At 72.2% G+C, this 19,334-nt stretch carries 16 protein-coding genes and 1 pseudogene; 3 read left to right on the plus strand and 14 right to left on the minus strand.

Annotation, left to right across the window (positions count from 1 at the left end; translation table 11 throughout):
- Window positions 1-57: 57 nt before the first annotated feature.
- The 3 genes from O7629_RS24155 to O7629_RS24165 all read right to left on the minus strand — a co-directional run bounded on the left by O7629_RS24155 (window position 58) and on the right by O7629_RS24165 (window position 1,964).
- Window positions 58-828, minus strand: coding sequence for a hypothetical protein (locus tag O7629_RS24155; protein WP_278172006.1), 771 nt, complete (start codon window positions 826-828; stop codon window positions 58-60).
- 66 nt (window positions 829-894) lie between these two features.
- Complete coding sequence (locus O7629_RS24160; protein ID WP_278172007.1) at window positions 895-1,455, minus strand: peptide deformylase; 561 nt, start codon at window positions 1,453-1,455, stop codon at window positions 895-897.
- On the minus strand, window positions 1,452-1,964 hold the full coding sequence (locus tag O7629_RS24165; RefSeq protein ID WP_278172008.1) for an ACT domain-containing protein: 513 nt from the start codon (window positions 1,962-1,964) through the stop codon (window positions 1,452-1,454). The genes O7629_RS24160 and O7629_RS24165 overlap by 4 nt, the downstream gene beginning before the upstream one ends.
- A 115-nt stretch (window positions 1,965-2,079) precedes the next feature.
- Here O7629_RS24165 and O7629_RS24170 point away from each other — a divergent pair, with 115 nt between their 5' ends.
- On the plus strand, window positions 2,080-2,976 hold the full coding sequence (locus tag O7629_RS24170; protein WP_278172010.1) for an A/G-specific adenine glycosylase: 897 nt from the start codon (window positions 2,080-2,082) through the stop codon (window positions 2,974-2,976).
- Between the two features lie 128 nt (window positions 2,977-3,104).
- Here O7629_RS24170 and O7629_RS24175 read toward each other — a convergent pair whose 3' ends face one another.
- From O7629_RS24175 to O7629_RS24220, 10 genes and pseudogenes are all read right to left on the minus strand, one after another.
- On the minus strand, window positions 3,105-5,636 hold the full coding sequence (locus O7629_RS24175; RefSeq protein ID WP_278172012.1) for an ATP-dependent Clp protease ATP-binding subunit: 2,532 nt from the start codon (window positions 5,634-5,636) through the stop codon (window positions 3,105-3,107).
- Between the two features lie 518 nt (window positions 5,637-6,154).
- Window positions 6,155-6,505: an Lsr2 family protein gene (locus O7629_RS24180; RefSeq protein WP_123603817.1), complete on the minus strand. Its 351-nt coding sequence runs from the start codon at window positions 6,503-6,505 to the stop codon at window positions 6,155-6,157.
- Between the two features lie 108 nt (window positions 6,506-6,613).
- Window positions 6,614-8,068 (minus strand): lysine--tRNA ligase, encoded by a 1,455-nt coding sequence (lysS, locus tag O7629_RS24185; protein ID WP_278174663.1) that lies wholly within the window; start codon window positions 8,066-8,068, stop codon window positions 6,614-6,616.
- 170 nt (window positions 8,069-8,238) lie between these two features.
- On the minus strand, window positions 8,239-8,997 hold the full coding sequence (locus O7629_RS24190) for a type III pantothenate kinase (RefSeq protein WP_278172014.1): 759 nt from the start codon (window positions 8,995-8,997) through the stop codon (window positions 8,239-8,241).
- 82 nt (window positions 8,998-9,079) lie between these two features.
- Window positions 9,080-9,961 (minus strand): annotated as a pseudogene (gene nadC, locus O7629_RS24195) (carboxylating nicotinate-nucleotide diphosphorylase); the annotation flags it as partial.
- Entirely contained in the window at window positions 9,946-11,640 is a 1,695-nt protein-coding gene (locus O7629_RS24200) for an L-aspartate oxidase (protein ID WP_278172015.1), read from the minus strand. The gene O7629_RS24200 and the pseudogene nadC, both read right to left, overlap by 16 nt.
- Window positions 11,641-11,746: 106 nt before the next feature.
- On the minus strand, window positions 11,747-12,652 hold the full coding sequence (locus O7629_RS24205) for a septum formation family protein (protein WP_278172017.1): 906 nt from the start codon (window positions 12,650-12,652) through the stop codon (window positions 11,747-11,749).
- 179 nt (window positions 12,653-12,831) lie between these two features.
- Entirely contained in the window at window positions 12,832-13,278 is a 447-nt protein-coding gene (gene panD / locus O7629_RS24210; protein WP_278172019.1) for an aspartate 1-decarboxylase, read from the minus strand.
- The gene (gene panC, locus O7629_RS24215) at window positions 13,278-14,183 is read right to left on the minus strand and encodes a pantoate--beta-alanine ligase (protein WP_278172021.1); all 906 of its coding nucleotides are present in this window, start codon (window positions 14,181-14,183) and stop codon (window positions 13,278-13,280) included. The genes panD and panC overlap by 1 nt, the downstream gene beginning before the upstream one ends.
- Before the next feature lie 23 nt (window positions 14,184-14,206).
- Window positions 14,207-15,163, minus strand: coding sequence for a Rossmann-like and DUF2520 domain-containing protein (locus tag O7629_RS24220; protein WP_278172022.1), 957 nt, complete (start codon window positions 15,161-15,163; stop codon window positions 14,207-14,209).
- A gap of 116 nt (window positions 15,164-15,279) precedes the next feature.
- On the opposite strand from O7629_RS24220, the gene O7629_RS24225 reads away from it, so the two are divergent.
- Together O7629_RS24225 and O7629_RS24230 are read left to right on the plus strand one after the other, a co-directional pair.
- On the plus strand, window positions 15,280-16,311 hold the full coding sequence (locus tag O7629_RS24225) for an SAM-dependent methyltransferase (protein ID WP_278174664.1): 1,032 nt from the start codon (window positions 15,280-15,282) through the stop codon (window positions 16,309-16,311).
- Between the two features lie 80 nt (window positions 16,312-16,391).
- A complete protein-coding gene (locus O7629_RS24230) occupies window positions 16,392-17,573 on the plus strand; it encodes an NADH-quinone oxidoreductase subunit D (protein WP_278172024.1) in 1,182 nt (393 codons plus the stop codon).
- Between the two features lie 7 nt (window positions 17,574-17,580).
- Here O7629_RS24230 and O7629_RS24235 read toward each other — a convergent pair whose 3' ends face one another.
- Window positions 17,581-19,284, minus strand: coding sequence for a hypothetical protein (locus tag O7629_RS24235; protein WP_278172026.1), 1,704 nt, complete (start codon window positions 19,282-19,284; stop codon window positions 17,581-17,583).
- Window positions 19,285-19,334: the final 50 nt, after the last annotated feature.

A 19,334-nucleotide genomic window follows, 5' to 3' on the forward strand; every position in this document is an offset into this window, starting at 1 on the left:
GCTACGTCCACGTCGTGCCGGAATCGGGGTAACTGCGCGAGGGACGTACCCCGGACGTCAGCCGGTGATGGTGATCACAAACGGCTCGCTGACCTTCGAGCCGAGTCGGGCGAAGAGCTGGTACTCGCCGGCAGCCGGATGGTCACCGGCCGCGACGTTGTTGGCGCACTCGCTCGCCGCCCTACCGTTCCAGGCCACCTGGTAGTCGCGGGCGGTGCCGGGCCCGAAGGTGCGCACGTCGGTGCCCCGGGCGGCTCCGCAGGTATCCGACGACCAGATCAGCTCCGCGCCCCGCTTGAGGTACAGCTCCTGCGGGTCGGCGCCCACATCCCGGTCGCAGGTACGGCTGGACACGTTCTGCACCCGCAACTGCAAGGCCAGGGTGACGCCCTTCTGGGCAGTGGCCTGCGAGGCTGCCGCAGTCAGCAGGATCTCGTCGTCGGTGCAGGTGCCGGCGGCCGGACCGGCCGGGCCGCCAGGGAGGTTCTGGTCGCCGGCGCCGGGCTGCCCGCCGCCGGTCGTGCCGTCGTCGCCCGTACCGCCGCCGGTGCTGCCACCACCTGCGTCGCCAGCGTCGCCGTTGCCGAGGGTGTCGGGGTCGTCGCCGTCGTTGGTGCCGACACCGTCCTCCGGCTCCGGGGACGAGGTGGTCGGGGTGAGCAGCTCACCGGACGGGGTCGGGGTGGGATCGGCCTGCGACCGGCCAGTCTGGTCGGAGCCGATGCACGAGTAGGCCACGATGAACAGCAGGAGCAGCAGCGCCCCGAGCACGACGGCACGCCGCCGCCAGTAGATGGCGGGTGGCAGCGGGCCAACCGTCAGTCGCATGATGGCACACCGTATCGGCAAGACCGGACCGATCGGCCGCGACGCGCCGAGGCCCGGGGCACCCGGTCAGAGATATGTCTTACGCGGGAAGACGGCGTGCGCCCCAGCCACCCGGTCCAAGAACAGCAGACCGGCACAGTGGTCGATCTCGTGCTGGGCGGCCCGCGCCTCGAACCCGTCGGTGACCAGGCGTACCAGCTCGCCGGTGCCGGGCAGTTGCGCCTCCACCACGACCCGGGTGGCCCGTTTGACGTCACCGGTGAGGTCCGGCACCGACATGCAGCCCTCCCGGCCCGGCCGCCACCGGGTGGCCTCGAGCAGCCGGGCATTGCACAGGACGAACGTGCCGTGCCCGGTGACCGTCTTCGGGTGCCCGGTCACGTCGACGGCGAAAACCTGCGCGCTGATCCCGATCTGCGGTGCGGCCAGGCCGACACAGCCGGGCGAGACCCGCATCGTGGCGACCAGGTCGGCGGCGACCTGGACCGTCCCGGCAGCGCACGGGTCCACCGGCTCACCGGCCCGGCTGAGCACCTGGTCGGGCGCGGCGACCACCGGAACCACCCGCCCCGGTACGCCGAGCACCGTCTCGGTCCAGTCGGCCAGGGTACGGCTGACCGTGCTCACAGCACGTCCGAATCGACCGGCCGGAGGGTCACCTCGACGTCGAGCGCCCGAGCCGTCTCGGACAGCCGCCGGCCGACCTCGGCCGCCGTACCTGTGGGCAGCTCGACCTCGGCGACCAGCACGTAGAGCGGGCCGGTCAGCCGGGTGGTCAGGTCGGTGACGTTGCCGCCCGCCTCGGCGACCACCCGGGTCACCGCCGCGACGATGCCCAGCCGGTCGGCGCCGTGCACGCTGAGCAGGTGCGGTTCGCCGCCCGCCGGCTGCTGACCGTCCGCCGGAACCGGCCGTACGGTGGCCAGCAGTTGGCCGTCGGCGGTGAGCGGCCGCAGTGCCTGTTGCACCGCGGCCTCGGCCGGACCGGCGCAGACCAGGGTCATCGCGAAGTGGCCGCGCAGCCGGGTCATCGTCGAGTCGGTCAGGTTGGCACCGAGACCGGCCAGCACCTCCGCGACGTCCGCGACGATGCCGGGCCGGTCGCGCCCGATCACGGTGATCGCGAGTTCGTTCATGCCAGCAGTCTGCCCGACCGGGTGCCGGCCCGACCGGGCGGCCCGGTACCCGGGTCCCGTCCGGGGACGGCCTGGGGCGGGGCCGGCAACGTGGCATGGCAGGATCGGCGGCGCCATGCGTGACATGAGTTTCGCCGACACGGCGATCGAGTGGTTCGACGACAACGCCCGTGACCTGCCCTGGCGGGAGCCGGGGGTCGGTGCCTGGGCGATCCTGGTAAGCGAGGTGATGCTGCAGCAGACTCCGGTGGTCCGGGTGCTGCCGGCGTGGCGCGCCTGGCTGGACCGGTGGCCGGACCCGCCAGCGCTGGCCGCTGACTCGCCGGCCGAGGCGATCCGGATGTGGAACCGGCTCGGCTACCCGCGTCGCGCGCTGCGGCTGCACGAGTGCGCCACGGTGCTGACCGAGCGGTACGACGGCAAGGTGCCGACCGGTCTGGACGAGTTGCTGGCCCTGCCGGGAGTCGGCAGCTACACCGCTCGGGCGGTCGCCGCGTTCGCCTACGGGCAGCGGCATCCGGTGGTGGACACCAACGTCCGGCGGTTCGTGGCACGGGCGGTCGACGGGGCGGCTGACGCCGGGCCGGCGACCCGCCCGGCCGATCTCGTTGCCACCGCCGCGTTGCTGCCGGCCGAGCCGGCTCGGGCGGCCCGGGCCAGCGCCGCGTTCATGGAGCTGGGTGCGGTGGTCTGCGTGGCTCGGACACCGCGTTGCGGGGTGTGCCCGATGGCCGGCCGCTGCGCGTGGCGGGCGGGCGGCCGGCCGGCACCGAGCGGGCCGAGCCGCCGACCGCAGCGGTACGCCGGCACCGATCGGCAGGTCCGTGGCCTGCTGCTGGCGGTGCTGCGAGAGGCGACCGGGCCGGTGCCGCAGCAGCGGCTGGACGTGGTGTGGGGCGACGATCTGCAGCGCCGTCGGGCCCTGGCCAGCCTGATCGAGGACGGTCTGGTGGAGCCGGTGGCCCGCGACGGCGCGCCGCCGACCGGGTACACGCTGGCCGGTCAGGGCTGACGGCCTCCGGGCTGACGGCGGCCCGGCCGGGGTGACGGCTTTCCGGGGCTGACGACTGACCAGCAAACGCAGTGCGGCACCGGCGGCTCGCGCCGCCGGTGCCGCACTGTTCAGTCGACTGCCGGTCTTTACTCGTCCGCGCCGGCCGCCGTGGCACCGCCGAGGTCGGCGGGAACCGCGTCCGGTACGGCGACCGGCCGGTCGGCGCCCTGGAAGACGAGCTTGGACTTGTCGATGTCGTCCGGGTCACCCTCGCAGTCGATGACCACGATCTGACCCGGCTTGAGCTCGTTGAACAGGATCCGCTCCGACAGGTTGTCCTCGATGTCGCGCTGGATGGTCCGGCGCAGCGGCCGGGCCCCCAGCACCGGGTCGAAGCCCTTGTTCGCCAGGTACTTCTTGGCGTTGTCGGTGAGCTCCATGCTCATGTCCTTGTTCCGCAGCTGGGTCTCGATCCGGGAGATCATGATGTCCACGATCGACAGGATCTCGGTCGGGTTCAGCTGGTGGAACACGATGGTGTCGTCGATCCGGTTGAGGAACTCCGGCCGGAAGTGCTGCTTCAGCTCGTCGTTGACCTTCTGCTTCATCCGGTCGTAGTTGGAGTCGTTGTCCTCCGACGCCTGGAAGCCCAGCGACACCGCCTTGGCCACGTCCCGGGTGCCCAGGTTCGTGGTCAGGATGATCACGGTGTTCTTGAAGTCGACGATCCGACCCTGACCGTCGGTGAGCCGCCCGTCCTCCAGGATCTGCAGCAACGTGTTGAACACGTCCGGGTGGGCCTTCTCGATCTCGTCGAACAGCACCACCGAGAACGGCCGACGCCGGACCTTCTCGGTCAGCTGGCCGCCCTCGTCGTAGCCGACGTACCCGGGCGGGGCACCGACCAGGCGGGACACCGTGTACCGGTCGTGGAACTCGGACATGTCCAGCTGGATCAGCGCGTCCTCGCTGCCGAACAGGAACTCGGCGAGCGCCTTGGACAGCTCGGTCTTACCGACACCCGACGGACCGGCGAAGATGAACGAGCCGGATGGCCGCTTCGGGTCCTTCAGACCGGCCCGGGTCCGCCGGATCGCCTTCGACACCGCCCGGACCGCGTCCTCCTGGCCGACGACCCGCTTGTGCAGCTCGTCCTCCATGCGCAGCAGCCGGGAGGTCTCCTCCTCGGTCAACTTGTAGACCGGGATACCGGTCCAGTTGCCGAGCACCTCGGCGATCTGCTCGTCGTCGACCTCGCTGACCACGTCGAGGTCGCCCGCCTTCCACTCCTTCTCCCGCTGCGCCTTCTGACCGAGCAGCTGCTTCTCCTTGTCCCGCAGCTGCGCGGCCCGCTCGAAGTCCTGCGCGTCGATCGCGGACTCCTTGTCGCGGCGCACCTGGGCGATCCGCTCGTCGAAGTCACGCAGGTCCGGCGGCGCGGTCATCCGGCGGATCCGCATCCGGGCACCGGCCTCGTCGATCAGGTCGATCGCCTTGTCCGGCAGGAACCGGTCGGAGATGTACCGGTCGGCCAGCGTCGCGGCGGCGACCAGGGCGGCGTCGGTGATGCTCACCCGGTGGTGCGCCTCGTAGCGGTCCCGCAGGCCCTTGAGGATCTCGATGGTGTGGGCCAGCGACGGCTCACCCACCTGGATCGGCTGGAACCGGCGCTCCAGCGCGGCGTCCTTCTCCAGGTGCTTGCGGTACTCGTCGAGGGTGGTCGCCCCGATGGTCTGCAGCTCACCGCGGGCCAGCATCGGCTTGAGGATGCTCGCCGCGTCGATCGCGCCCTCGGCCGCGCCAGCGCCGACCAGGGTGTGAATCTCGTCGATGAACAGGATGATGTCGCCCCGGGTGCGGATCTCCTTGAGCACCTTCTTCAGGCGCTCCTCGAAGTCACCGCGGTAGCGGGAGCCAGCGACCAGCGCACCGAGGTCGAGGGTGTAGAGCTGCTTGTCCTTCAGCGTCTCGGGCACCTCGCCCTTGATGATCTTCTGGGACAGGCCCTCCACCACGGCCGTCTTGCCGACACCGGGCTCACCGATCAGCACCGGGTTGTTCTTGGTGCGGCGGGAGAGCACCTGCATCACCCGCTCGATCTCCTTCTCCCGGCCGATCACCGGGTCGAGCTTGCCCTCCCGGGCCGCCTGGGTCAGGTTACGACCGAACTGGTCCAGCACCAGGCTGGTCGACGGGGCGGCCTCGCCCGCCGCCGCGCCCGCCGCCGCCGGCTCCTTGCCCTGGTAGCCCGACAGCAGCTGGATCACCTGCTGGCGGACCCGGTTGAGGTCGGCGCCGAGCTTGACCAGCACCTGGGCCGCGACGCCCTCGCCCTCACGGATCAGCCCGAGCAGGATGTGCTCCGTGCCGATGTAGTTGTGGCCGAGCTGCAGCGCCTCCCGCAGCGACAGCTCCAACACCTTCTTGGCCCGCGGCGTGAACGGGATGTGCCCGCTCGGCGCCTGCTGGCCCTGGCCGATGATCTCCTCGACCTGTTGACGCACACCTTCCAGCGAGATGCCCAGGCTCTCCAGGGCCTTCGCCGCCACGCCCTCACCCTCGTGGATGAGGCCGAGCAGGATGTGCTCCGTGCCGATGTAGTTGTGGTTGAGCATCCGGGCTTCTTCCTGAGCCAGGACGACAACCCGTCGCGCTCGGTCGGTGAACCGCTCGAACATGCCCTCGTGCTCCTCACGTGCCGTGCGCCAGTGGTCTTGGCGGGCCAGCGCACGAGCCTCCAGGCGGAAGCTCGTGCCATCACTCTATCGCCGTGGGCCGACTCCGCTCCTGCCGTGTCGGGCCGGAGCAGGGGCGATCCGCAACGTTTACCCCAACTGTGCCGGGTCGCTGGCTGTTCCCCGAGGCTTCGGCGCTACGCGGTGAGCGAAATCCGCTCGGTCCGGTGACCGGGCGCGGCGTCGGCTCACCGGGTCGCGCCGTCCGTACCGCCACCGCCCGACCGGTTGTCCACAGGCCTGTGGACAACCGGTGCACAGGCTGTGGACAACCTGCCACGCTCTGGCCAGAGCAGTAGAGCCGGCCCGGCACCGCGCAGCCCAGCCGATCCCCGCAGGATCATGCCGCAACCGCCAAACCCCCAAAAAGGGACACGAGGTACGGATGAGACATCCGTACCTCGTGTCACTGGCTCCGACCGGCCGACGAGGGCTGGTCGGTAGCGGTACACCTGGGACGATCAGCGACCGGCTTTGGCGTGGTACTCGTCCACGATCTCCTGCGGGATGCGCCCGCGGTCGGAGATCTCCTTGCCTTCCTTCTTCGCCCAGGCCCGGATCGCCCGGTTCTGCTCACGGTCGGCGGCGGCACCGCCCCGACCCCGCGCGGCCCGACCACCTACGACCACGCCACCGCGGCCGATCTTGGTACCAGCAGCCACGTACGGAGCGAAAACCTGCCGCAATTTGTCCGCGTTCTTCTCCGAGAGGTCGATCTCGTACTGGACGCCGTCGAGGGCGAACTTGACGGTCTCGTCGGCGTCGCCGCCGTCCAGATCGTCGACCAGCTTGTGAATGATCTGCTTGGCCACAGGCCGTTGTCCTTCCGAGCACGTTCTCCCGCAATCAAGAGCACAATAGCCCGAAAGATGCGCCAGCCGTCAATAGGACGCGCAAACTCCCCGAAAAAATTTGGCCGACTACTCCGGACGGACCAGAGGGAAGAGGATGGTTTCGCGAATACCCAGGCCGGTCAGGGCCATGAGCAACCGGTCGATTCCCATTCCCATGCCCCCGGCCGGCGGCATTCCGTACTCCATGGCCCGGAGGAAGTCCTCGTCGAGGCGCATCGCCTCCGGGTCACCGCCGGCGGCCAGCCGCGCCTGAGCCACCAGCCGCTCCCGCTGCACCACCGGGTCGACCAGCTCGCTGTACGCGGTCGCCAGCTCGACCCCGCGCACGTAGAGGTCCCACTTCTCGGCCAGCCCCGGCTCGGCGCGGTGCGCCCGGGTCAGCGGGCTGGTCTCCACCGGGTAGTCCCGCACGAAGGTCGGCTGGAGCAGAGTCGGCACGACCAATTCCTCGAAGAGTTCCTCCGCCAGCTTGCCCGGACCCCACTTCGGGTCCACAGCGACATCGAACTTCTCGGCGTAACGCAGCAACTGCGCTCGGTCGGTCCGTACAGTGACTTCCTCACCGAGAGCTTCTGACAACACTCCGTACAGAGTCACCGTACGCCACTGGCCGCCAAGGTCGAACTCCGACCCGTCGGCGTGGGTCACCACATGTGACCCACTGATCGCGCTAGCGCACTCCTGTACCAGATCCTGGGTCAGCCGCGCCATGGTGTCGTAGTCCCCGTACGCCTCGTAGGTCTCCAACATGGCGAACTCGGGCGAGTGCGAGGAGTCAACCCCCTCATTGCGGAAGTTCCGGTTGATTTCGAACACCCGGTCGATGCCGCCGACCACACAGCGCTTGAGGAATAGCTCGGGAGCGATTCGCAGATACAGATCAACATCAAGAGCGTTGCTGTGCGTGACGAACGGCCGGGCCGCCGCGCCGCCGTGGAGCACCTGCAGCATCGGCGTCTCCACCTCGGTGAAGCCCCGCTGGTGGAACGAGTCGCGCAGGGTACGCAGCACAGTCGCCCGGGTCCGCACGGTCCGGCGCGCCTCCGGGCGGACGATCAGGTCGACGTACCGCTGCCGGACCCGGGCCTCCTCGCTCAACGGCTTGTGCGCCACCGGCAGCGGACGCAGCGCCTTGGCGGTGATCTGCCACGAATCGGCGAGCACCGAGAGCTCACCCCGGCGGCTGGTGATCACCTCGCCGGCCACCCCCACGTGATCGCCGATGTCGACCAGCCGCTTCCAGTCCTCCAGCCGCTCGGCACCGACCCGGTCCCGGGACAGCATCACCTGCAACTCGGTCCCGTCACCCTCACGCAGAGTGGCGAAACAGAGCTTGCCGGTGTTCCGGACGAAGATCACCCGGCCGGTGACCGCCGCCTGCTCGCCGGTGGCGGTGTCGGTCGGCAGGTCGCCGAAGCGCTCCCGCAACTGCGCCAGCGAGGTGGTCCGGGGGAACCCGACCGGATAGGGCTCCGCGCCCTGGGCCAGCAGCCGGTCCCGCTTCTCCCGGCGCACCCGCATCTGCTCGGGCAGATCCGCTGCGGAATCGTCGGGTACGGTCACGTGCTCGGTCACGGTGGGCATCCTCAACACAGGGGGTACGGACAACGGTGCGACCTCGTGGTCACGGTCCGGCCACGAGCGTACTCAACCAGGCTTCTGTGACGCAGCTGACAAGGCCGCGGCGGGGATCAGGTGTTCCGCTCGTACACCATCCGCAGGCCGATAAGGGTGATCATCGGTTCGTGGTGGGTGATGGTGCGACACTCACCGATCACCACCGGGGCCAGTCCGCCCGTCGCGATAACCGCGCTGAGCTGCCCCAACTCCGCCGCCATCCGCTCCACGATGCGGTCCACCTGGCCGGCGAAACCGAAGTACATGCCGGACTGCAGGCACTCGACGGTGTTCTTACCAATCACCGACCGGGGCCGGGTCGGCTCGACCTTACGCAGCTGGGCGGCGCGGGCCGACAACGCGTCGAAGGATATCTCGATGCCAGGAGCGAACGCCCCGCCGAGGAACTCACCCCGGGCGCTGATCACGTCGAAGTTGGTGGTGGTGCCGAAGTCGACGACGATCGACGGGCCACCATACAAGGTGTGCGCGGCGAGCGTGTTGACCACCCGGTCAGAGCCGACCTCCTTGGGGTTGTCGATCGCCAACTGCACCCCGGTCCGCACCCCCGGCTCCACGATCACGCTGGGAATGTCGCCGTAGTAACGGCCGAGCATCGTCCGCAACGAACGCAACGCCGCCGGTACGGTCGAGCAGGCGGCCACCCCGGTGAGCTCCACCGAGTCCCCGGCGAGCAGCCCGCGGAACATCAGGCCGAGCTCGTCTGCGGTCGACCGGGCGTCGGTCTTGATTCGCCACGAGTGCACCAGCTTGTCCCCGTTGAACGTGGCCAGCACCGTGTTGGTGTTACCGATGTCGATGCACAGCAGCATGTCGTCCCCTCGACGGTCAACCGGCAGTCCGGCCGGCATCGGCCGACACGCCCGTACCGGCCGACGCGCCAGCACCGGCCGGTCGCAGATCCAACGCGATGTCCATGATCGGCGAGGAGTGGGTCAACGCCCCGACCGACAGGTAGTCCACCCCGGTTCGCGCGTACCGGACCGCGTTGGCCAGGGTCAACCCGCCGGTGGCCTCCACCTCGACCCGGTCACCCACCTCGGCGACGACCGCGCTCAGCAGCTCCGGCGGCATGTTGTCGCAGAGCAGGAACGACGCCCCGGCCTCGACCGCCTCGACCGCCTCGGCCAATGTGGTCACCTCGACCTCCACCGGTACGCCGGGAAAGGCCTCGCGCACCCGGCGGTACGCGGCGCCCACCCCGCCAGCGGCCAGCTTGTGGTTGTCCTTGACCATCGCCACGTCGTACAGACCCATCCGCTTGTTGCCGCCGCCGCCGACCCGGACCGCGTACTTCTCCAGCAGCCGCAGCCCGGGGGTGGTCTTGCGGGTGTCCAGCACGGTCGCCTTCGATCCGGCGAGGGCGTCCGCCCAGGCCCGGGTGTGGGTGGCCACCCCGGAGAGCCGGCTGATCAGGTTGAGCGCGGTCCGCTCGCCGGTGAGCAGGGTGCGGACCGGGCCGGTCAGCGTGGCCAGCACCGTACCGGCCGGTACCCGGTCACCGTCGCAGCGGTGCAGCCGCACCTCGACCGGCGTACCTGCCGACGGCACCGCGTCGAACACGGCGGCGACCAGCGGCAGGCCGGCCACCACCCCGGCGGAGCGGGCCACCAGTTCGGCCGTGCCGAACTGCCCCGCGTCGATGGTGGCCGCCGACGTCACGTCCAGCCGGTCCGGGCCGAGATCCTCGGCCAACGCGGTGGCCACCACCCGGTGGACCACGTCCGGGTCCAGACCGCAGGCCCGCGACGCGGCGACGGTCACCTCGCTACGCATGACGGCTCCCAGGTGAGAGTGGGCTGCCCGACCGGGCCGAGCGCGCTGACCAGATGCCCCAGCCAGCTCTCGGCCGCCGACGGGAAATCGTCACGCCAGTGACAACCCCGGGTCTCCTGCCGGGCGTACGCCGCCGCCACCAACGCGGTGGCGACGGTGACCAGGTTAGTCGCCTCCCATCCGGCAGTGCCCGGCGTGCCCCGGCCACCGGCGAGCCGGCGCAGCTCGGCGGCGGTGCCGTCGAGCGTCGCGGCGGAACGCAGCACTCCGGCGCCCCGGCTCATCGCCCGCTGCAGCGGCTGCTGGGCCTGCGCCGGCAGCAACCAGCCGTCGGCCCGGTCAGCCGCCCGGCCGGTGCCGGCCGGCTCCAGCTGCGGCGGCAGGTCGCGGGTGATCTCCCGGGCGATCCGCCGGGCGAATACCAGTCCCTCCAGCAGCGAATTGCTGGCCAGCCGGTTGGCGCCGTGCACCCCGGTGCAGGCCACCTCGCCGCAGGCGTACAGGCCGGGGATGGTGGTGCGGCCGTGCAGATCGGTGCGGACGCCGCCGGACGCGTAGTGGGCGGCCGGTGCCACCGGGATCAGCTCCTCGGCGGGGTCGATCCCGATGGCCCGGCAGGACGCCACGATCGTCGGGAAGCGCCGGGCCAGGAACTCGCCGCCCAGATGCCGGGCGTCGAGCTGCACATGGTCGACGTCGACCGCCGACATCACCCGGTGGATGCCCTTGGCGACCACGTCGCGTGGTGCCAGCTCGGCGAGCTCGTGCTGGCCGAGCATGAACCGCTTGCCGTCGGGGTCGAGCAGCAGCGCGCCCTCGCCACGCAGCGCCTCGGACACCAGCGGCTGCTGGCCGCTGCCGCCGACGGCACCCGGCACCACCAGGGCCGTCGGATGGAACTGGACGAACTCCAGGTCGGCCACTGCCGCGCCGGCCCGCAGCGCCAGCGCCACCCCGTCGCCGGTGGAGACCGCCGGATTGGTGGTGGTGGCGAAGATCTGCCCCATCCCGCCGGTGGCCAGCACCACGGCGCGGGCCAGGATCGCGCCCACCCCGTCCGGGGAGCCCTCGCCGAGCACGTGCAAAGTGACCCCGCAGGCCCGGGCCGGCTCCCCGTCGGCGGCCGGCGCGGCGCGCAGCAGGTCGACCACCAGGGCGTGCTCGACCAGCCGGATCCACGGGTCCCGACGGACCGCGGCGTGCAATGCCCGCTGCACCTCGGCGCCGGTGGCGTCGCCGCCGGCATGCACGATCCGGTTGGCCCGGTGACCGCCCTCCCGGGTGAGCAGCAGCACACCGTCGGCGTCCCGGTCGAACTCGGCGCCGACCCGGATCAGCTCCCGGATCCTGGCCGGTCCCTCCTCGACCAGCACCCGGACCGCGTCCGGGTCGCAGAGCCCCACCCCGGCCGTCTCGGTGTCCTGCGCGTGCGCGGCCGGGGTGTCCAGCGGGTCCAGCACAGCGGCGATCCCGCCCTGCGCCCACCGGGTCGACCCGTCGTCGATGTTGACCTTCGTCACGACGGTGACGTGCAGCCCGGCTTCCCGCAGATAGAGCGCGGCGGTCAGACCGGCGATACCGGAGCCGACGACCACCACGTCGGTGGTCTCCGCCCAGCCGGGGTCCGGCGCGGCGAGCCGGCCGGGCAGCTCGGGCAGGTCCGGGATACGCAGTCGCATGGGCAGAGTCAACCGCGTCTGCCCCGGTGCCGGGCCGCCGGGGCGGACGGATGTGTGCCGGTGCACCCGGCCGGGCGCCCGGCGGCGGCCGTCACGAGGCCGGCCACTACTCGTACTGGATGGGCAGGCCCTCGGTGCCGGCGTCCTTGAGTGACCGCTCGACGTTGCGTTCGTCGAGCCACAGGTAGCAGCGGACGCCCCGGTTGCCGGCCGCCCACTCGGCGGCACCGCCCGGCAGCGAGATCACCCCGGTACGGAACTGCAGGTTGCCGTCGAGCGGTACGTCCGCGTACCGGCCGATCACCTTGCGGCACTCGGTGTGGAACTGGGCCCAGTCCCGGTCCCGGGTCGGATACTCGATGTCCGGTGCCTGCCAGACCCCGGCGAACTCCGCGTTGTGCGGTTCGTCGCACTCCGCAGCCGGCATGGTGTCGATCGCGCCGTTGTCGTCGTTGCGGACCGCGTAGCAGGTCAGATGCAGCGGCGACGGCTCGGCCAGCGCGTCCCGCAGGCTCGCGGTGCGCGACGCCGTACCGCCGTTGTCCTCGACGTTGGTCACCTCGGTGACGTCGCAGCGGAACCAGCGGGCGCCGCCTTCCCAGGCTGCCGGGGACGGCACCGCCACCCCCACCCAGAGCCGGCCGAGCCGCCAGTCGGCACCGACGTACTCGCTGGTCGCGGAGTCGCACTCGGCGTACGCGACGCGGATTTCGGGCGAACCCTGCGCCGGCGGTGCGGTCGCCTCCGCCGCCTCGGCGCCGAACGTGCCGACGTGGACCGTCTCCACCCGGTGCGGGGCCGCGCAGTCGACCGGGCTGTACGACGACAGGTAGGCGGTCTCGGCGAAGTCCCCCGCGTGGCAGACCTCGGCCGGCGGCACGAACGGGCTCGGCTCGGGGATCGGCTGCCAGCTGTTGGTCAGCTCACCGTCCACCCCGGCGGGCAGGCCACACCCGGTCAGGCCGAGCGCAAGCGCTCCACCGACCGCGACAGCGGCGGTCCATCGGCGCATCGAGTCCCTCCCACGGGCTGGCTGGCAGGCGGTCCGGACCGCCGAGCATACGACACCTTCGGGTGACCGTACGGTCACCGCCCGGCTTCCGGTCGACGGCTGCCCACCCGGCCGGGGCGTCGGTCCGCCCCGCCGTGGCGGCAGTACCACGCTAAGGCCTACCGGCAACCATCACCACGCTAAGGCCTGCCGGCGACCACCGGCCAGCCGACGGCGGTGTCGCCGCGGACCGGGTCGCCGACCACCCCGGCGGGTGCCCCGGCGGGGTCGGCGTCGAGCTGGATCACCCGGTTGGCGGCGTCGACGTGCACCACCCGGGGCTGGTATGCGCGGGCCTCGGCGTCGGTGAACTGCCCGTACGCGATCAGGATCACCAGATCGCCGGGGTGCACCAGGTGGGCTGCGGCCCCGTTGATGCCGATCACCCCGCTGCCCCGGGCCCCCTCGATGACGTACGTCTCCAGCCGGGCACCGTTTGTCACGTCGACGATCGCCACCTGCTCGCCGGGCAACAGGTCGGCGGCGTCCAGCAGGTCGGCGTCGACGGTGACCGAACCGACGTAGTGCAGATCGGCCTGGGTCACCGTGGCCCGGTGGATCTTGGACTTGAGCATGGTGCGCAGCATCAGGATCCTTCCGATCGGGAGCCGGTCAGCTCCACCGGGGCGTTGTCGATCAACCGGGTGTCACCGACCCGGGCGGCGATCAGCAGCCGGGCCGGGCCGGGCACCGCCGGCCCCAACTCGGGGTCGGTCAGCGCCAGGTAGTCGAGCTCGGCGGCACCGCCGGTGTGCCGGTCGAAGACGGCCCGGCCGGCGGCCAGCACCTCGTCGGAGGAGCCGCCCGCCGCGGCCGCTGCCGCGCCGGCCCGTAGCGCGCCGGCCAGCCCCAGCGCCACCTGCCGCTGCCGGGGCGACAGGTAACGGTTGCGGCTGGACCTGGCCAGCCCGTCCGGCTCACGGACGGTCGGCACGCCGACGATGGTCACCGGCAGATCGAGGTCGCGCACCATCCGCCGGACCAGGGTCAGCTGCTGGTAGTCCTTCTCCCCGAAGAAGGCCAGGTCGGGTCGGGTGATCTGGAGCAGCTTCAGCACCACGGTGAGCACCCCGTGGAAGAAGCCCGGGCGGCTCGCCCCCTCCAGGATCTCCCCCACCGGCCCGGGGTTGACCCGAACCTGCGGCGCACCGTCCGGGTAGACCTCGGCCCGGCCCGGCGCGAAGACCGCCCGGACCCCGGCCCGCCGGCACACCTCCAGGTCGTCGTCGATGGTGCGCGGGTACCGGTCGAAGTCCTCGGTCGGCCCGAACTGCAGCGGGTTGACGAAGATCGTGGCGATCACGTGGTCGGCGCGGGCGGCCGCCGCACGCAGCAGGGCGGCGTGCCCGTCGTGCAGGGCGCCCATCGTCATCACCACCGCCACCGAGCCGGACCAGCCGGCGCGCAGCGCGGCGAGTTCGGCGCGGGTCCAGACGACCTGCAGCCCGGCCGGCGCGGTCGGAGTGGTCGGCGCGGTCGAGGCCTGGCTCATCGCACTCATCGGACCCGCCGCACTCATCGGACCCACACCCGACGTCGGCCCGACGTGGCGGCCGGCTCCCGGCCGGCCAGCACGTCGAGCAGCGGCACCGCGGCGGCGGCCGGCAGCCGGCCGGCGGCGATCGCCCGGTCCGCGGTACGCCGGGCCAACGCCAGATAGCTGGGCAGGCTCTCTGCGGCGGTGTCGGCCAGCCGGTCCAGGTGCCGGGCCACGGTGCCGGCGTCGCCGCGCGACACCGGCCCGGTCAGCGCGGCGTCGCCGTGCGCCAGGGCGTTGTCCAGGGCGGCGCGCAGCAGCGGCGCGAGCACCCGGGCAGGGTCGGTGACCCCAGCGTCGCGCAGCCGGTCGCTGGCCTCGTTGACCAGGGTGACCAGATGGTTCGCGCCGTGTGCCAGGGCGGCGTGGTAGAGCGCCCGGTCCGTCTCGGCGACCCACTCGACGGTGCCGCCCAGCGCCGCCACCAGGCGGGTGGCCAACGGCCGCAGCGGCCGGTCGGCGGTCACCCCGTAGCTGATCCCGGGCAGCCGGTCCAGGTCACCGCGCTCGCCGGTGAAGGTCATCGCCGGGTGCAGCGCCAGCGGGGCGGCGCCGACCGCCGCGGCCGGGGCCAGCACGGCGAGACCGTGCGACCCCGAGGTGTGTGCCACGACCTGGCCGGGCCGCAGCGCGCCGGCCGTCACCAGGTCGGTCACCACGGTCGGCAGCACGTCGTCGGGCACCGCGAGGATCAGCAGCTCGGCGGCGTCGGCGACGTCGGCCACCGGCCAAGGCTCGACGCCGGGCAGCAGCCGACGGATCCGGTCCCGGCTGGCCGGGCTGGCGCCGGAGACCGCGGTGATTCGATGGCCGGCGGCGGTCAGGGCGGCGGCGAGCACCGCGCCTACCCGGCCGGCGCCCACGACCCCGACAGCGGGGTCGGTAACCCGGGCGGCGGGAACGTCCGCCGCCGTCGGGCGCGCCGATGCGCTCATGATGTGATCCAGTCCTCGAAACGGGGGTACCGGTCGATGCCAGTATGCGCCGGGGCAACGGGCCGGAAACAACGTTGTGTGAAAACCTTCACCCGCTGATCTAGGGTGGCCCGGTGCTGACCTGGCGGGACGCCATCTCCACCGCGCTGTACGGGCCGGAGGGCTTCTATGTGACCGGCGGCACCCCGGTGCCCGCCGCGCACTTTTCGACCAGCGCGCAGACCGGTACGCCGTTCGCCCGGGCGGTGCTGCGGCTGCTGGGCCAGGTCGACCGTCTGCTCGGCCACCCGGACCCGGTCGACCTGGTCGACGTCGGAGCCGGCGGCGGTGAGCTGCTCGGCGCCGTACACCGGCTGCTCACCGACCCGCCGGGCGCCTTCGCCGACCCGCCCGGAACGCTCGCCGACCGGATCCGGTTGACCGGCGTCGACCCGGCACCCCGGCCGGCCGGCCTGCCCGAACCGGTCCAATGGCGGGCCGCACCGCCGACGCGAACCACCGGGCTGCTCGTCGCCACCGAGTGGCTGGACAACGTACCGCTCGATCTGGCCGTCCGCGACGGTGACCGGCTCCGCTGTCTGCTGGTCGACCCGGCAACCGGCCGGCAGCATCCCGGCGGGGAACTCAGCGCCGCCGACTCCGCCTGGCTGGACCGCTGGTGGCCGCCGCTGCCGGACGGGGCGCAGGCCGAGATCGGTCGCCCCCGCGACGAGGCCTGGGCCGCGGCGGTACGGACCCTGCACCGGGGCGTCGCCGTGGCGGTCGACTACGGCCACCGGTACGCCGACCGCCCGGTCGCCGGCACCCTGACCGGTTTCCGGGCCGGCCGTACGGTGGCCCCGGTCCCCGACGGCTCCTGCGACCTCACCGCCCACGTGGCGATCGACGCGGTCGCCGCCGCCGGATCGGCCGCCGCTGGCGGGGCCGGCCACCTGCTGTGCCGGCAACGGGACGCGCTGCACCGACTCGGGGTGCACGGCCGCCGACCGCCACTGGCCCTGGCCGGCACCGACCCGCGTGGCTATTTGGCCGCGCTGGCTGCCGCCGGCACCGCCGCCGAACTCACCGACCCGGACGGGCTGGGCGGGCACTGGTGGCTGGTCCAACCGGTCGGGCTGGCCGTCGATGTCGAATCCCTGCTGGTGTGAAACCCGAATCCCCTGCTGGGTCTGAAACCCGGATCCCCGCCGACCATCTGGCGGGGAGTCGGCGTGCGACGATGGCCGGCATGGACACCGACACCGGTTCGCCGCCCCCGGCCGGGTCGGCCGACGGACTCCGCCAGCTGACCGTCGGCACCGGCGCCGGGCTGGACACCGCCGACATGGTGCTCAACATCGGCCCGCAGCACCCGTCCACGCACGGCGTACTCCGGCTCAAGCTGGTCCTCGACGGCGAGCGGGTGGTCTCCTGCGAGCCGGTGATCGGCTACATGCACCGTGGCGCCGAGAAACTGTTCGAGGTCCGCGACTACCGGCAGATCATCATGCTGGCCAACCGGCACGACTGGCTGTCCGCGTTCGCCAACGAACTGGGTGTGGCGCTCGCCGTCGAACGGATGATGGGCATCGAGGTGCCGGAGCGGGCCACCTGGCTGCGGACCGCGCTGGCCGAACTGAACCGGGTGCTCAACCACCTGATGTTCCTCGGCTCGTATCCACTGGAGATCGGCGCGCTCACCCCGGTGTTCTACTCGTTCCGGGAGCGGGAGACGCTGCAGGCCGTGCTGGAGGAGGTCTCCGGCGGCCGGATGCACTACATGTTCAACCGGGTGGGCGGTCTCAAGGAGGAGGTGCCGGCCGGCTGGACCCGCCGGGCCCGGGAGGCGATCGGCCAGGTCGAGGCCCGGATGCCCGACCTGGACCGGCTGATCCGGCGCAATGAGATCTTCCTCGCCCGTACGGTCGGGGTCGGGGTGCTCGACGCGGCGACGGCCGCGGCGTTCGGCGCCTCCGGACCGGTCGCCCGGGCCAGTGGGCTGGACCTGGACCTGCGTCGCGACGAGCCGTACCTCGCCTACGGCGAGCTGGACGTGCCGGTGGTCACCCGCCGTGCCGGCGACTGCCACGCCCGGTTCGAGGTGCTGCTCGACCAGGTGTACGCCTCACTCGACCTGGCCCGCCGCTGTCTGGACCGGGTCGACCAGCTGACCGGGCCGGTCAACGTACGGCTGCCGAAGGTGGTCAAGGCACCCGAGGGCCACACCTACGCGTGGACCGAGAACCCGCTCGGGGTCAACGGCTACTACCTCGTCTCCCGGGGGGAAAAGACCCCGTGGCGGCTCAAGCTGCGGACTGCCTCCTACGCCAACGTGCAGGCGTTGGCGACGCTGATCCCCGGCAGCCTGGTGCCGGATCTGGTGGCGATCCTCGGTTCGATGTTCTTCGTGGTCGGCGACATCGACAAGTGACGCTGGCCTACCGCCAGCGGCGGTCGTCGGGGAAGTCGACGTCGTCACGGTAGCGGCCGCGGCCGTCGTCGTCACGGTACCGCCGCCCACCGTCGTCCGGATCCCGGTAGCGCCGGCCCGGGGCACCGTCGTCGTAGTCGCGGTACCGGCGGCCCGGCTCGTCGTCGTAGTCGCGGTACCGGCGCCCGGCGGTGCCCTCCTCCGCGTACCGGCGGGGCGGTTCGTCGTCGCGGTAGCGCCGGCCGGACGCGTCGTCGCGGTAGCGCCGGCCCGGGTCCGCCGGTTCCTCGTCCCGGTACCGGCGGGGCGGGTCGTCGTCCCGGTACCGGCGGGGCGGGTCGTCGTCGCGGAACCGCCGACCGACGTCGTCCTCCTCGTCCCGGTACCGGCGACTGCGCCGGACCGGCTCGTCGTCGAGTGGATCGCGGGCCGGCGACGACCAGGCCGGGGGCGACTCGGCGCCGCTGCCGGCCGGCAACGCCGGCAGCGCCGCACGCCGGCCGGTCCCGCTGATCCCCGGGCCGTCCGGCGGCGGGTCGGCCATCCGCTGGTCCCACCGGGCGTCCCGCCACGGCGGCTCGTCCGCGACCCGGTCACCGCCCGGCCCCGGCAGGTCGCCCCGGTCCTGCGGGTACCGGCCGTTACGGGCACCGGCTCCGGACCGGGCCGGCGGGTAGTCGTCGCGGGCCGGCGGGTAGTCGTCGTCACGGGCCGGCGGCCACCGCTCGGCCGGCGACCCGGTGCTGAAGCCGTCGGCCCGCCCGACGTCCCACCGGTCGACGGGTCGGTCGCCGTACCGTTGCTCGGCGCTGTCGTCCCGGTCGCCGCTCCACGACCAGCGCTCCTCCGGCTGGTCGCGCAGCCGACGTTCGGTCCACGACTCCTCGTCCGGCTCGGCGGAACGCCGCCCACGGGCCGCCGGTGCGGACCACTCACCGTCGATGGACTCGCCGCCCCGGCCGCCGTACCGGGTCCCGCCGTACACCGTGCCGGCGGGTTCGTCGTCGGCCCGTGGGTCGACAACCTGCCGGGTGCTCACCTGGACGGTCTCCGGCTGCCGAACGACGCCGTTCGGCCCCTGCTGGCGGGGCAGTACGGTGCCGCTGACCGCCGGGACCGAGGCCCGACCGGCCTGGCCGCCGGAGCCGTACTGGCCGCTGGAGCCGTACTGGCCGCCGTTGTACTGGCCGCCGTAGCCGGCAGCCCCGGTCGGGCCGGAGGCCGGCACCGCCGCCGGTACGGCGGACGCCGGAGCAGCCTGATCGAACCGGTCGTAGCCGGCGCGGTCACCGCCCAGCTGTTCCCGGGCCGGTTCACTGCGGGCGATCTCGGCACGGACCACGTCCAGTTGGCCGCGAAGAGCCTCGACGTCGTCCTGAACCACCTGCATTTTCTCGCCGAAGGCGCGGTGCGTCGCCCGGACGGCGGTGGAAATGTCGTTGCGCACGTCCTCGCGGAGCACGTCCATTTCCTCGACGAGCGCATCCTCCATGTCGGCGCGCATAGTTTCGACGCCGCCACGCAATGTGATTGACAATCCGATCAACACCACGGACGCGATAGCGATCACCATCGCCAGTCGCAACGAGCCGTCGCCGTCGCCGAGCAGCAGCAAAAGCGCAGCCAGCGGCGCCAGGCCCAGGCCACCCCAGGTAAGCCACTTGAGCGGAACCGTGCGGCGCGGCTCCTCTTCGGCCTCGGGAGCGGACATGGCTGTGGAGCCTACCGACATCTACAGATCAACGGAACGGGTACCGCCTG

This window comes from Solwaraspora sp. WMMD792 (assembly GCF_029626105.1).
Lineage (GTDB): Bacteria > Actinomycetota > Actinomycetes > Mycobacteriales > Micromonosporaceae > Micromonospora_E.